Annotated in this window: 12 protein-coding genes; 6 read left to right on the forward strand and 6 right to left on the reverse strand. The window is 70.5% G+C overall.

Going from position 1 to position 13,810, the window contains the following annotated elements:
• Positions 1 to 51: 51 nt before the first annotated feature.
• Both ACZ7DL_RS05360 and ACZ7DL_RS05365 read left to right on the forward strand, forming a co-directional pair.
• Positions 52 to 2,637: a bifunctional FO biosynthesis protein CofGH gene (locus tag ACZ7DL_RS05360; protein WP_470771555.1), complete on the forward strand. Its 2,586-nt coding sequence runs from the start codon at positions 52 to 54 to the stop codon at positions 2,635 to 2,637.
• 76 nt (positions 2,638 to 2,713) lie between these two features.
• Positions 2,714 to 3,277: a L,D-transpeptidase gene (locus ACZ7DL_RS05365; protein WP_470771557.1), complete on the forward strand. Its 564-nt coding sequence runs from the start codon at positions 2,714 to 2,716 to the stop codon at positions 3,275 to 3,277.
• Here ACZ7DL_RS05365 and ACZ7DL_RS05370 read toward each other — a convergent pair.
• From ACZ7DL_RS05370 to ACZ7DL_RS05380, 3 genes are read right to left on the reverse strand one after another with little or no spacing between them, the layout of a single operon-like run.
• Complete coding sequence (locus ACZ7DL_RS05370) at positions 3,270 to 3,773, reverse strand: DUF2165 domain-containing protein (protein WP_470771983.1); 504 nt, start codon at positions 3,771 to 3,773, stop codon at positions 3,270 to 3,272. The two genes, ACZ7DL_RS05365 and ACZ7DL_RS05370, sit on opposite strands and share 8 nt — an antisense overlap.
• 37 nt (positions 3,774 to 3,810) lie before the next feature.
• Positions 3,811 to 3,999: a DUF397 domain-containing protein gene (locus ACZ7DL_RS05375; protein WP_470771559.1), complete on the reverse strand. Its 189-nt coding sequence runs from the start codon at positions 3,997 to 3,999 to the stop codon at positions 3,811 to 3,813.
• Positions 3,996 to 4,808, reverse strand: coding sequence for a helix-turn-helix domain-containing protein (locus ACZ7DL_RS05380; protein ID WP_470771560.1), 813 nt, complete (start codon positions 4,806 to 4,808; stop codon positions 3,996 to 3,998). The genes ACZ7DL_RS05375 and ACZ7DL_RS05380 overlap by 4 nt, the downstream gene beginning before the upstream one ends.
• Before the next feature lie 379 nt (positions 4,809 to 5,187).
• On the opposite strand from ACZ7DL_RS05380, the gene ACZ7DL_RS05385 reads away from it, so the two are divergent.
• The 3 genes from ACZ7DL_RS05385 (at position 5,188) to ACZ7DL_RS05395 (ending at position 8,355) form a co-directional block, all read left to right on the forward strand.
• Entirely contained in the window at positions 5,188 to 5,736 is a 549-nt protein-coding gene (locus tag ACZ7DL_RS05385; RefSeq protein WP_470771562.1) for a hypothetical protein, read from the forward strand.
• 67 nt (positions 5,737 to 5,803) lie between these two features.
• Positions 5,804 to 6,919: an ADP-ribosylglycohydrolase family protein gene (locus ACZ7DL_RS05390; RefSeq protein ID WP_470771563.1), complete on the forward strand. Its 1,116-nt coding sequence runs from the start codon at positions 5,804 to 5,806 to the stop codon at positions 6,917 to 6,919.
• A 182-nt stretch (positions 6,920 to 7,101) separates the two neighbouring features.
• A complete protein-coding gene (locus tag ACZ7DL_RS05395) occupies positions 7,102 to 8,355 on the forward strand; it encodes a phospholipase D-like domain-containing protein (protein ID WP_470771565.1) in 1,254 nt (417 codons plus the stop codon).
• Positions 8,356 to 8,399: 44 nt separating this feature from the next.
• Here the strand turns inward: ACZ7DL_RS05395 and ACZ7DL_RS05400 are convergent, their stop codons facing one another.
• Positions 8,400 to 9,977: a sodium:solute symporter family protein gene (locus ACZ7DL_RS05400; protein ID WP_470771567.1), complete on the reverse strand. Its 1,578-nt coding sequence runs from the start codon at positions 9,975 to 9,977 to the stop codon at positions 8,400 to 8,402.
• A 117-nt stretch (positions 9,978 to 10,094) separates the two neighbouring features.
• Complete coding sequence (locus ACZ7DL_RS05405; protein ID WP_470771568.1) at positions 10,095 to 10,883, reverse strand: SDR family oxidoreductase; 789 nt, start codon at positions 10,881 to 10,883, stop codon at positions 10,095 to 10,097.
• A gap of 74 nt (positions 10,884 to 10,957) precedes the next feature.
• Between ACZ7DL_RS05405 and ACZ7DL_RS05410 the strand changes: the two genes are divergently transcribed.
• The gene (locus tag ACZ7DL_RS05410; protein WP_470771569.1) at positions 10,958 to 11,806 is read left to right on the forward strand and encodes a hypothetical protein; all 849 of its coding nucleotides are present in this window, start codon (positions 10,958 to 10,960) and stop codon (positions 11,804 to 11,806) included.
• A 3-nt stretch (positions 11,807 to 11,809) separates the two neighbouring features.
• On the opposite strand, the gene ACZ7DL_RS05415 is transcribed toward ACZ7DL_RS05410, so the two are convergent.
• Positions 11,810 to 13,696: an MFS transporter gene (locus tag ACZ7DL_RS05415; protein ID WP_470771570.1), complete on the reverse strand. Its 1,887-nt coding sequence runs from the start codon at positions 13,694 to 13,696 to the stop codon at positions 11,810 to 11,812.
• Positions 13,697 to 13,810 lie beyond the last annotated feature (114 nt).

Raw genomic sequence — 13,810 nt, forward strand, 5'->3', positions numbered from 1 at the left:
CCGGACCCCTGACCTCGCCGAACCGGCGCAGCCCCTACGTATGCTCAAGAGATGACGACTTCCGCGACCTCCGGAACCGGCCCGACCGAGAACTCCATGCGTCGCGCCCTCAAACGCGCCCGGGACGGCGTCGCCCTGGACGTCGCCGAGGCGACGGTGCTCCTCCAGGCGCGCGGTGCGGATCTGACCGACCTCGCCGCCTCCGCGGCCCGGGTGCGGGACGCGGGCCTGGAAGCGGCGGGCAGGCCCGGCGTCATCACGTACTCGAAAAGCGTCTTCATCCCCCTCACCCGGCTGTGCCGGGACAAGTGCCACTACTGCACCTTCGCCACCGTGCCCGGCAAGCTGCGCCGAGCCGGGCACGGGATGTTCATGTCCCCCGACGAGGTGCTGGACATCGCCCGCAAGGGTGCCGCCCTCGGCTGCAAGGAAGCCCTGATCACCCTCGGCGACAAGCCGGAGGACCGCTGGCCGGAGGCGCGCGAGTGGCTCGACGCGCACGGCTACGACGACACCATCGCCTACGTCCGCGCCATCTCCGTCCGCATCCTGGAGGAGACGGGCCTGCTGCCCCACCTCAACCCGGGCGTCATGACGTGGACGGACTTCCAGCGGCTGAAGCCGGTCGCGCCGAGCATGGGCATGATGCTGGAGACGACCGCCACCCGGCTCTGGTCCGAGCCCGGCGGCCCGCACCACGGCTCCCCGGACAAGGAGCCGGCGGTCCGGCTGCGCGTCCTGGAGGACGCCGGCCGCTCCTCCGTGCCCTTCACCTCCGGCCTGCTCATCGGCATCGGCGAGACGTACGAGGAGCGCGCGGAATCGCTGTTCGCGCTCCGCCGGATCGCCCGCGCCTACCACGGCATCCAGGAGCTGATCATCCAGAACTTCCGCGCCAAGCCGGACACGGCGATGCGCGGCATGCCGGACGCCGAACTGGACGACCTGGTCGCCACGGTGGCCGTCGCCCGGCACCTCATGGGCCCGTCCGCCTGCCTCCAGGCCCCGCCGAACCTGGTCGACAGCGAGTACGAGCGGCTGATCGGCGCCGGCATCGACGACTGGGGCGGGGTGTCGCCCCTGACCATCGACCACGTCAACCCCGAACGCCCCTGGCCGCAGATCGAGGAACTCACCGAGCGCTCCCGCGCCGCCGGCTTCTCCTTGCGTGAACGCCTCTGCGTCTACCCGGAGTTCGTCCGCCGCGGCGAGCCCTGGCTGGACCCGCGGCTGCGCCCGCACGTGTCCGCCCTCGCCGACCCGGAGACGGGCCTCGCCCGTGCGGACGCGGTCGTGCAGGGCCGGCCCTGGCAGGAGCCGGAGGAGGTGTTCACCGCCAGCGGCCGCACGGATCTGCACACGGCCGTCGACACCGAGGGCCGCACCGGAGACCGGCGCGCCGACTTCGACGAGGTGTACGGCGACTGGGAGGCGCTGCGCGAGGCCGCCGCCCCCGGCATGGCCCCCGAGCGCATCGACGCCGACGTCCGTGAGGCGCTGCGCACGGCGGCCGACGACCCGACCCGGCTGACCGACGCCGAGGCCCTCGCCCTGTTGCACGCGGACGGTCCCGCACTGGACGCGCTGTGCCGGGTGGCCGACGACGTGCGCAGGTCGGCGGTCGGCGACGACGTCACCTACATCGTCACCCGCAACATCAACTTCACCAACGTCTGCTACACCGGCTGCCGGTTCTGCGCCTTCGCGCAGCGCCGTACGGACGCGGACGCCTACACCCTCTCGCTGGGGCAGGTGGCGGACCGCGCCCAGCAGGCGTGGGACGTGGGCGCGGTCGAGGTGTGCATGCAGGGCGGGATCCACCCGGACCTGCCGGGCACGGCGTACTTCGACATCGCCAGGGCGGTGAAGGAGCGCGTCCCGGGCATGCACGTGCACGCCTTCTCGCCGATGGAGGTGGTGAACGGCGCGACGCGGACGGGCATGTCGATCCGGGAGTGGCTGACGGCCGCCAAGGAGGCGGGCCTCGACTCGATCCCCGGTACGGCGGCGGAGATCCTGGACGACGAGGTGCGCTGGGTGCTGACCAAGGGCAAGCTGCCCACGGCCACCTGGATCGAGGTGATCACCACCGCGCACGAGCTGGGCATCCGCTCGTCGTCGACGATGATGTACGGCCATGTCGACCAGCCCCGCCACTGGCTCGGCCACCTGCGCACGCTGGCCCGCATCCAGCGGCGGACGGGCGGCTTCACGGAGTTCGTGACCCTGCCCTTCATCCACACCAACGCGCCGGTGTACCTGGCGGGGATCGCGCGCCCGGGGCCGACCACGCGGGACAACAGGGCGGTGACGGCGATGGCCAGGCTCCTCCTGCACCCCTGGATCCCCAATATCCAGACGAGCTGGGTCAAACTGGGTACGGAGGGTGCGGCGGAGATGCTGCGCTCCGGTGCGAACGACGTGGGCGGCACGCTCATGGAGGAGACCATCTCCCGCATGGCGGGCTCCTCCTACGGCTCGTACAAGTCGGTCCGTGACCTGGTCGCGGTGGCGGAGGCGGCCGGCCGCCCCGCGAAGCCGCGCACCACGCTGTACGGCGAGGTCCCCGAGGAGCGGCAGCGGGCGGCCGAGGCGTCCGACGGGCACCTGCCGGAGCTGCTGCCGGTCCTGGACTGAGTCGTGTCCGAGGACTGAGTACGATGATCCGACCCCTGTGCTGAGAAGGGGACCCGTAGCGGAGGAGATGCGTCCCGTGGCTGCCCGACTGCCCTCGTGGGCCTGGGTCACCGGTCTGACGGCGGGGGCGACCGCGGCCGTCGTCGCCCTCGGCGTGCAGGCGGACCACGGGCCGCATCCCACGGCCGCCGTGGCCAGGCCCAGCGCGTCGGCGTCGGCGAGCCCGCACGCGTCCGTGACCCCGGGGACGCCGGCCGTGCCCGCCCTGCCGGACGCCTCCGGCGAGGGCCGCCGGATCGTGTACTCGCTCGGCGAGAAGCGGCTCTGGCTGGTCGACGCGACCGGCAAGGCGACCCGCACCTTCCCGGTGTGGCCGGGCACGGTGAGTCCGCAGCCCGGCCGCTACTCGGTCACCCTGCGCACCCAGTCCCTCAAGGGCTCGGACGGCGTGGAGATCGAGCACGTGATGTACTTCACCAAGGTGGACGGCGTGAACGTGGCCTTCTCCAACGCGCTGGACGGCGCGTCCCCGCCCCCGGCGAACGGCCAGAAGCTGGGTGGCATCCGCCTCCACAAGGAGGACGGAGCCGCACTGTGGGCCTTCGGCGATCAGGGCACGAGGGTGACGGTCGTCAACTAGCGTCCCGGCGGCCGGTGGGAAGCTGGTTGACGATCAGGGCCACTCCGGCGAGCAGGAAGATCCGGGTCGCCGCGTCCAGCCCGTTCCACGTCTTGGACTGCCACATCGCGAACCACTCACCGCCGATCGCGATGAACCCGGCGCCGAAGAGCAGCAGCAGCATCAGCAGCCCGTAGGTGGAGAACCGCCGGGCACGGTCGTGATCCCGTCGCGCCCACAGCCAGGTGCCCAGGACCAGGACGAGGGCCGCCACCGTCTCCCACGCGATGATCAGGACGTAGGCGGTGTCCTGGAGCGCGGTGCTGGTGATCGCCCGCCACATCAGGTCGTCGTCCTTGAACGTCGTGTCCATCGCCAGCACATGCCGTACGAACTGCTGGTTGGTCTCGAAGTCGGTGATGTTCCCGAGCGCGACGAGCGCGATGTAGAGGGCGAGTATGCCGGTGAGCACACCGGCGGCAAGGCTGAGGCCGGTGCGGGGTGTGGGGGTGGTCATGGTCATGCCGGGGATTCTTCCCGATCCCCTCCAGGCATCAGCCGGTTTCGGCCGCGAAGGCCACGAAGTCCGCCCACGGGGTACCGGCGACGACCAGGTGAGCGCGGTCCTTGTCCTTGGAGTCGCGGATGTGGATGGTGGTGGGGGTTATGGCTATCTCGACGCAGTCGGGGCCGTCGGCGCTGCTGTAGCTGCTCTTGAACCACTTCAGCGACGTGAGGGTCATGTCTCTGCTCCCAGCACTTTCTCGATGAAGGCAAGCGACTCCCGGGGCGAGAGCGCCTGCGCTCGGATCATCCCATAGCGCATTTCGAGGATCTGCACTTCTCGGGGATCACTGATCACACGGCTGTGCAACTGGACCTCCAAGTGCCCAAGTGTCTTTCCTCCTCGCAGTTTCAGCAGCCGGATGGGCCCGCTGAGACCCGCGTGGTCCTCCCGGTCGGTGGGCATCACCTGGATCTCGACGTGGGGCAACCTGCCGATCTCCAGAAGGTGTTCGAGTTGCTTGCACAGAACCGCCCGGCCACCGACAGGACGTCGCAGGGTCACCTCCTCCTGGACGAACGTGATCTGCGGCCGGGGCACTCGGTCGAAGACGGCCTTTCGTGCCATGCGCGCGGCGACGAGTCGCTCGACCTCCTCCTCTGTGTACGCCGGCCGCCGCAGCGTGTACACCGCCTGTGCGTATTCGGGGGTCTGAAGCAAGCCATGAATGTGATTGCAGACGTAGGCCCCCATCTCGACGGATTCGTCCTCCAGCTTGGCCAGGTCCCGCACGTTCTTCGGGTACCGGGCCTTCTCGACGTCCTCCTTCATCGCGGACAACTTCCCGCCCGCGCCCAGTACCTCGTCGGCCGCGTCCAGGAACTCTGGCTGCGGAACACGCACCGCGCGCTCCACCGCCGAGACCAGGTCCGCGCCGTACCCGATCCGCGCTCCCAACTCCCCCTGCTTCAGCCCGGCGGCCTCCCGCCACAGCTTGACCTGCCGCCCGACGGCCTTGAGTACGGCCTCGGCCTCCTCATCCTTCATCATCACCCTCCGTGTCGCAGCCGTGACTCCACAGAGTAGGGAGCGCCGAGGGACCGGGTCCCGCTTATCCACAACCCGGTGACCGGAGGGCGCTGAAGGCGACTTGGGCTTGTGCGTCGCACCGCGGCGCGGTTCCTCGCGACCCGGCGGCGCCCGACCCCAAAGACCAAAGAACCGGGGAAAGAACCGAACCCGCCCCCACCGCCCCCGCTGCTCACTCGCCGGAGTGAATATGCCCGACGCAACTGGCGCGGCAGGGTGGTTGTGGTGCAGCGTCGGCCACGACGACAAGTCCACACATGCATCGGCCCCCGCCGGGACTGCCATCCCAGTGCGAGGGCCTGATCACCGAGGAAGGAAAGCTCTTTTCGGGAACCACTTGGCCCAGCATCCCGACCTGTCACTGGTGGCCGTCGGGCTGGCGCTGCACATCCAGTCGTTGCCGGAGGGGACGCCGATCGGCATCAAGGCGCTGGCGGCGAAGTTCCCGGAGGGGGAGATCCGGATCGCGGCGGCCCTGCGCGAGCTGGAGGAACACGGATACCTCTCGCGCCCCAGGGAGCGTCTTCAATCCGGACAGGTGACGACCCGGACGATCTCGTACAACAAGCCGAGGCTCGCCGTGGCCGCGGCAGCTCCGGTCCTCGAACCGGAGCGACCGGCCGCACCGAAGGCTCCCGCAGCACCCCGCGCGGCCATCGAGCTGCTCGCCGGCCTGCGGGCTCAGGACTCCCGCCTGCACCGGCGAGCCCCCGGCACCGTACGAGGGCCGAGCCACTCGCACCGCAGGTCACCCGCTCTCACCAAGGCCGTCGCCGAGGGCGCCTTCGAGCCGAAGCACTCGTTGCCCCCGGGGCGTAGGGCGGCCGGTACGGCGAGGGCGGAGCTGGTCGGCACATGCCGGTCAACGGCTGTTTCGCCCCGCTGAACGGAGGGTCCTCGGTCGATTACAGTGCCTAGCGTCGTACAGACGGACGGTGTCGTCGGGAGGTCTCGTGGTTGCGACATCCGGTGCCGTCTGGGGCCGTGCCGAGCAGCAGGACTTCCGCAGCCGGGTGCGCGGGACGCTGCTCGGGGTCGCGGTCGGCGACGCGCTGGGCGGCCCGGCCGACCCGCTGTCCCTGGAGGAGATCCGGGCCGCGTACGGCGGCGAGGGGCTGCTGGACCTGGCCTTCGGGCACGGCCGGCGCGGCACGATCACCCACCACACCCAGCTCACCCTGTTCACCGTGGACGGGCTGATACGGGCCCAGGTGCGCCGCGACACCGGCGCCTGGCACCCGCCGACCGATCTGCACCGGGCGTATCTGCGCTGGGCGGCCACCCAGCGGGACTGGGGGCCCGACGAGCGCCGCAAGGACGACGGCTGGCTGGCCCGCGAGGAGTGGCTGTACGCCCGCCGGGACCCGACCCGCGCCCTGCTCATCGGCTTCGGCGACGCGACCATGGGCACGCTGGAGTCCCCGAAGAACCCCGGAGAGCTGGGGCCGGAGGCCGTCGCCCGCTCGGCGCCCTTCGGCCTCCTGGTCGGCTGGGAGCCCCAACTGGTCGTCCAGCTGGCCGTGGAGTGCGCGGCCCAGACCCACGGCCACCCGATCGCCCATCTGTCGGCGGGCGCCTACGCCGTGATCGTGCACGCGCTGGCCCGGGGCGACAGCCTGGACGGCGCCGTACAGCGGGCCCTCGCCCTGCTCGCCGTCCGCCCCGGCCACCAGCCGGTCTCCGACGCCCTCCAGCACGCCCTCGGCGCCGTACGGCAGGGCATACCCACCCCCGCCAGGGTGGAGGAGCTGGCCGGCGACGGCACGGCGGACGGGCTGCTGGCCGCGTCCGTGTACTGCGCGCTGGTGGGGGAGGACGTACGGCACGGACTCTGCCTGGCGGTGAACCAGAGCGGCCCCTCCGCGGCGGCGGGCGCCCTCACCGGCGGCCTCCTGGGCGCCCTGCACGGCGAGACGGCCCTCCCGCCGGCCTGGCTGGCCGAACTGGAGGGCCGCCCGACGATCCTGGAACTGGCCGACGACTTCGCGATGGAGATGACCCAGGGGCCCGCGCTGCACGGCCCGGCGGGTGCGTCACCGGGATGGCTGGCGAAGTATCCGCGCGCGTGATCCCGGCGTCACGCCTCGGCCAGTCGGCGGAACACCACCCGCCGAATACCCCGAATGCCCGGCGTCCGGTGGCTCACTGAACATCCTTCACCGCACAGTGATCAGGCCACTTGATCGCCCAAGGAAAGCGAACAATGCCCTCTTCGCCTGTGCCCCCGCATCCGAACCGGTACCTCCGTAGCGTGCCGTCCGCCGTCACCGCCGTGCTCGCGCTGGTGACCGCACTCCTCCTCGGCGGCGCGACACCCGCCGCCGCACTGGACAAGCCGATCGTCAACGGGCCCGTGTTCAACGACCCGCTCGGGACGACGGCGCAGCAGAAGGCCATCTTCACGCAGCTCGTCCGGCTCATCGACGCGACGCCCAGGGGCGCGCAGATCCGCGGTTCGATGTACGAATTCAGGGACCAGGAGGTCGCCTCCGCGCTGCTCGCCGCCCACCGGCGCGGCGTCGACGTCAGGCTCATCGTCGACGACTCGTCCTATGTGGGAGCCAACGGCGCCGAGTTCGCCAACCCGGCCTTCCAGGCGTTGCGGGCCGGGCTGGGAACCAATGACGCGGCCCGCTCCTGGATCGTCGTGTGCGACGACAGGTTCGAGGACGCCGACGGCGTGGACGACGTCAAACGCGGCTGTCTGAGCGTCGCCCCGCCCCAACCGGCGTACAACCACAACAAGTTCTTCGTCTTCTCGAAGGTCGGGCCGTTCAGCGACGGCACCAGCTACTCGAAGGTCGTCTTCCAGACCTCCTCGAACCTCTCCGACTGGTACAAGGTCGAGACCTTCAACGACGCCGTCACCTTCACGGACAGTGCCGTGTACGACGGCTACGTCGCCTACCACCAGATGCTCCAGTACGGGCGCGCCCTCGCGGGCGGCAACAACCACGCGTACTTCGCCACGCCGGCCGGCTCGACGTACCGGGGCTACTTCTTCCCCCGCGGCGACAGCTCCTACTACAACCCGGCCACCGACAACGTCGTCAGTGCGCTGGACCAGGTCGCCTGCACGTACACCGGCACGGACGGCAAGCGGCACGCGAGCGACATCCGCATCGTGATGCACAGCTTCTACGGCTCACGCCGCCAGGTCGCCGACAAGCTGGCCCAGCTGCGCGGCAGGGGCTGCTGGGTCGACATCCTCTACGCCGAGAGCGACAGCACGATCACCGCCAAGCTGGACGCCGCCGGCATCCAGCACCGCAGGTGCCGCATCCCGAACGGTCCGGGCATCGACGTCCGCCCGCACAACAAGGAGATCCTGATCGACGGCTCCTTCGGCGGCGACACCACACCGCGCGTCTACACCGGCAGCGCCAACCTGATCGGATCGTCGCTGCGCTCGGCGGACGAGGCGGTGGTGCGGATCGCCAGCGCGTCCTACCACGCGAAGTATCTGAGCACGTTCTACAAGATCCGCTCGGCCTGCGGCGGTTGACGGACGGGGCCGGTCGACCGCCGCGACGGCGGTCGACCGGTCGGCTACCGGGGCTGGTGGGGCGCTCCGACCACGTCGTCCCCCGCACCCGTGGGCACCGGCACAGCCCGCGCAGCGCTCCCGTCCCCGTCCGTGTTCAGCCGCTCGATGACGGCCAGCCGTTCCGGGGTGTCCTCCGGCTTCAGGTAGCCGATCAGGATGTAGAGGACGAGCGAGACCGCGAGCGGCACCGAGACCTGGTACTGGAGCGGGACTCCGCCGTCGACGTTCCAGTTGATGGGGTAGTTGACCAGCCAGAAGGCCAGCAGGCCCGCCGCCCAGCTGGTGAGCGCCGCCGTCGGGCCGGAGCGGCGGAACGGGCGGAGCAGGCCGAGCATCATCGGGATCGCGATCGGGCCCATCAGACCGGCCACCCACTTGATGACGACCGTGATGATGTCCTTGAAGGCGGGGGAGTTGACCTGGGTCGCGACGGCCATGGACAGACCGAGGAAGACGACGGTGGTGACCCGGGCCGCGATCAGCCCCGAACGCTCGCCCCAGGAGCGCGCCTTGGCCGACAGCACCGGTGCGACGTCGCGGGTGAAGACGGCCGCGATCGCGTTCGCGTCGGAGGAGCACATGGCCATGGTGTGCGAGAAGAAGCCGACGATGACGAGTCCCAACAGGCCGTGCGGCAGCAGCTGTTCGGTCATCAGGGCGTAGGAGTCGGAGCCGTCCGGCTTCTGCGCGTGGACGAGGAGCGGGGACATCCACATGGGGAAGAACAGGACCACCGGCCAGACCAGCCAGAGGATCGCCGACAGCCGGGCCGAGCGCTCGGCCTCGTACGCGCTGCCCGTCGCCATGTAGCGCTGGGCCTGGTTGAGCATGCCGCCGTTGTACTCGAAGAGCTTGATGAACAGGAACGCCAGCAGGAACACCGTGCCGTACGGGCCGACCAGCGGCTTGCCGTGGCCGTGCAGCGCGGGCTCGTCCCAGGCGCCGAGGAAGCCGATGTTCTTGTCGTTCAGCTTGACCACGACCGCGACGAACATCGATATGCCGGCGAGCAACTGGATGACGAACTGGCCGAGTTCGGTCAGCGCGTCCGCCCACAGGCCGCCGATCGTGCAGTAGATCGCGGTGATCGCGCCGGTGATGAGGATGCCCTGGTTCAGGGAGACGCCCGTGAACACCGACAGCAGGGTGGCGATCGCCGCCCACTTGGCGCCCACGTCCACGATCTTCAGCAGCATGCCGGACCAGGCGAGCGCCTGCTGGGTCGGCAGGTTGTAACGGTTCTTCAGATACTCCAAAGGGGAGGCCACATGGAGCCGCGAGCGCAGCCGGTTGATGCGCGGCGCGAACAGCTTCGAGCCGATGGCGATGCCGAGCGCGATGGGGAAGGACCAGGTGATGAAGGAGGTGACGCCGTAGGTGTAGGCGATGCCGGCATAGCCGGTGAACATCACGGCGCTGTAGCCCGACATGTGGTGCGAGATGCCGGACAGCCACCAGGGCATCCTGCCGCCGGCCGTGAAGAAGTCGGAGACGTTGTCCACGCGCTTGTGCGACCAGACGCCGATCGCGACCATCACACCGAAGTAGCCGATGAGCACGGCCCAGTCGAGACTGTTCATGTGCCCGATCGTGGGTCCGCTCACATGAACACGACAAGCAAGATGAAGGTCAAGTCACGGTAAAATTGTTCGTTGTGGTGACTTCTGTTCATGTGTATGAACACGCCGCGGGGCGCCCTACCGCATGAGCTCCCCGGCGTTCACGAGCAGCGACTGGCCCGTGATCGCCCGCGCCCGGTCCGAGGCGAGGAACACCGCCGCGTCCGCCGCATCCCCGTCGGTGGCCGGCTCCGGCAGCGCCATCCGCTCGGTCAGGCGCGCCAGCACCTCGTCCTCCGCCACCCCCTGCGTCTGCGCGGTGAACCGCACGTACGCCTGCACCGGCGGCCCCCACATCCAGCCCGGCAGCACGGTGTTGACCCGGATCCGGTACGGCCCCAGCTCCCGCGCCAGTGAGTACATCGCGCTGGTCAGCGCCCCCTTCGAGGCGGCGTACGCGGCCTGCTTCACCTGCGAGGGCGCGGCCACGGCCGACTGCGTCCCGATGAACACCACCGACCCGCCCCCGGCGGCCTTCAGTGCCGGCAGGCAGGCCCGGGTCATCCGCAGCGTCCCCAGCAGGTTCACGTCGATCACCGACTGCCAGGTCGTGAAGTCGGCGTCCTCGATCCCGCCGAAGTGCGAGTCCCAGGCGGCCACATGCACCACGGCGTCGATCCCGCCGAACCGCTCCCGCGCCAGCGCCGCCAGCGCCTCGCACTGCCGCTCGTCGGTGATGTCGGTCGCCCGGTACGCCGTGCGCGTGCCGTCCGGATCGATCCCGGCCGCGCTCTTGGCGAGGTTCGCCTCCGTGCGGGCGCCCAGGACGGCGTTCCCCCGGTCCCGTACGACGGCGGCGGCGACCTGGTGGCCGAGCCCGGCGCCGACGCCGGAGACGACGACGGTCTTGCCGGCGAGCAGTGACATGACAGCCTCCCGGACCCTGGCGCTTCATCTGACGGAGCGTCAGAGTATGGGCGACCGCAGAAAAGGGGAACCGCATGAGCGACGACACCCGCAGCGAGCGGTACGCCGAACTGGCCGCCGTCGGCCCGTACGGCGTCCGCCCCGGGCACGCCCTGATCACCATGGTCGAGCCGCACCCCGGACACGAGTACGCGTACAACCGCTGGTACGAGGACGACCACTACTACGCCGGCGCGATGGCCATGCCCTGGATGTACGCGGGCCGCCGCTGGGTGGCGACCCGGGAGCTCCAGCTCCTGCGCCGCCCCGAGAAGTCGGCGATCGCCCAGCCGGTCACCGCCGGCTGCTATCTCTCCACCTACTGGATCACCGCCGGCCGCTACGACGACCACATGAAGTGGACGGTCGCCATCAACAAGCGCCTCAACCGGGACGCCCGCGTCTACCACGAGCGCACCCACGTCTTCACCGCCTTCCAGGACCACGAGACGACGGTGTACCGGGACGGCGCGGCCGGCCCGCGGGACTTCCACGCCCTCGACCACCCCTACGCCGGGCTGGTGCTGGAGGTGATCGACGCCGAGTCGGCCGAGCAGCGGGCGCGGTTGCTGGAGTGGCTGCGCACCCGCCACCTGCCGAAGCGGGTGGCGGGCTCGCCGGCCGCGCTCGTGACGGTCTTCCGGCCCACGCCCCTGCCCGGCGACCGCATGACCTACGTCAGGCAGGTCGAGGGCGTGGACACCCGGCTCACGCTGCTGTGGTTCCTGGAGACGGACCCCCGGGAGTGCTGGGAGCAGCACTTCGGCGGGTTGGAGGACCAGGTGACCGAATCCGGCCTGGGCCGGGTGGAACTGGTGGCGCCGTTCATCCCGACGGTGCCGGGCACGGACACGTACGTGGCCGAGCTGCGCGGAACCCGGTAGAACTCACTTCAGCGAGTCGGGGCACGGCGTACCGCGGGGCAGCTGGTACGGCGCCGCCAGCCGGTACGTCCCGGCCTTCGGCGCGAGCAGCACGGTCCACTTGTCCCCCTCGCTGTCCTCCGATGTCGCCATCAGGCACGCCTTGATCTTGTCGTACGGCTGGCTCTTGCCGTGCTCGTCGACGATGCTCAGCCACGGCGAGTACGGGACACGGATCAGGATCCGCCCCGCCTTGCGCACCTCCAGGGTCATCTCGCCCTGCTCGGCCCGGTCCACCACCGCGTTCGGCTCGGCGAGCGGGGCCGGATCGGTCACCTGGAACAGCTGCCAGTTGGCGTCGCCCCAGATCTGCTTCAGATACGGCATCCCGCGCTGCAGCAGCGCCCGCTCGCGCTGTCCGCCGTCCCCGTCCAGATTGTCCTTGGGCAGCACCACGAAGTGCACGGCCCACCGCTGGAGCCACTCGTGGTAGTTCGCCGAGTTCAGCGTGTCGTCGTAGAAGAGCGGGTTGCGCTCCATGTCGGCCTGCCGGTTCCAGCCGCGGGCCAGGTTGACGTACGGGGCGAGGGCCGATGCCTCGCGGTGCGAGCGGGCCGGTACCACCTCGACACGGCCCTTCTCGGCGCCGGCCTTCTGCAGCTCGTTGACGAGCGGGGCGAGTTCCCGGGCCCAGGAGGCGGCCGGAGTGGTGTGGATGATGTCGTCCACCGACTTGAAGCCGATCCAGCCGGCGAAGCCCAGGAGAGCCAGCACGGTCAGATACCACTTGCGGGACTTCGGCACGGTGTACGGCAGGATGGCGACCAGGGTCGCGCCCGCGAAGAGCATCGGCAGCCGCGAGATGTTGGATCCGATCTGCGAGCTGATCAGCCAGACCAGAACCACGCCGACGCTGTAGACGGCGGCCGTCAGCCGGACCGTCACCCATTCCTTCGGCGCCAGGAACAGGCACAGCAGGCCGTACAGCAGCGGCATGACCACCGAGCCGAACACCATCGGCTGGGTGCCGGAGAAGGGGAACAGCCAGGCGGACACCGCGACCACCGCCGACGGCGCGAGGCCGAGCGCCCACGCCCCCGGCCGCCGCTTCTGCAGGAACAGCGCGGCCGCGATCAGGCCCGTGAACAGCCCCGCCACCGGCGAGGCCATCGTGGCGAGCGCGGCCAGCGGGGCGGCGACCAGCGCCTTCGCCCAGCGTTTGTACCGCCACCGGTACGGCCAGCAGAACACCGCCGCGACCGCGCCGAGCGCGAACATCGTGCCGAGACCGAAGGTGACCCGGCCGGAGATCGCGTTGCACAGGAACGCCACGACCCCGGCGAGCGAGGCCCACAGTGGGTTCTTCACCGACCGGCTGCGGATCAGGACCAGCGTCAGCAGGCCCGCCGACACCGTCCCGGCGATCATCATCGTCGTACGGACGCCGAGGACCGACATCAGATACGGCGACACCACGCTGTACGACACCGGGTGCATGCCCCCGTACCAGGCGAGGTTGTACGCCGAGTCCGGGTGCCGGCCGACGAACTCCGCCCACGCGTCCTGCGCCGCGAGATCGCCGCCGCTGTTGGCGAACGTGAAGAACCAGATGATGTGCAGCACGCCCGCGAGCGCGGTCACGGACAGCACGGGGTGCCGCAGCAGCCGCTGCCGGAGCGGTTCGGCGGCGGCGAGCAGACGGGCACGTCCGCCGGGGCGGCCCGCCCCGGTGCCGTGCCGGTCCGTGCCGGCCGCGGCATCGCTCGCCGTACGAGCCGCCGGGCCCGCCGCTGCGCCGGTCGCGGCCGCGGGCTTGGTCGTCGCCGTGTCAGTCGTGGACAGGCGTATTCGCGGGCCGGATCCCGGGCCCGGATCTGCGTCGTCGGCACGTGTCGGCTCCGCTGTGGCCACCTGAAGGCACTCCCCGTATCCCGTCTTCTGTTCTCGGCCGCTTGTCTCGGTGTTCCCGGCCGCTTCCCGTCCAGTTCGCGGCCGCGTCCCGTGACCGGCGACCTGCCCCGTTTC

This window comes from Streptomyces sp. NPDC036984, from assembly GCF_055607665.1.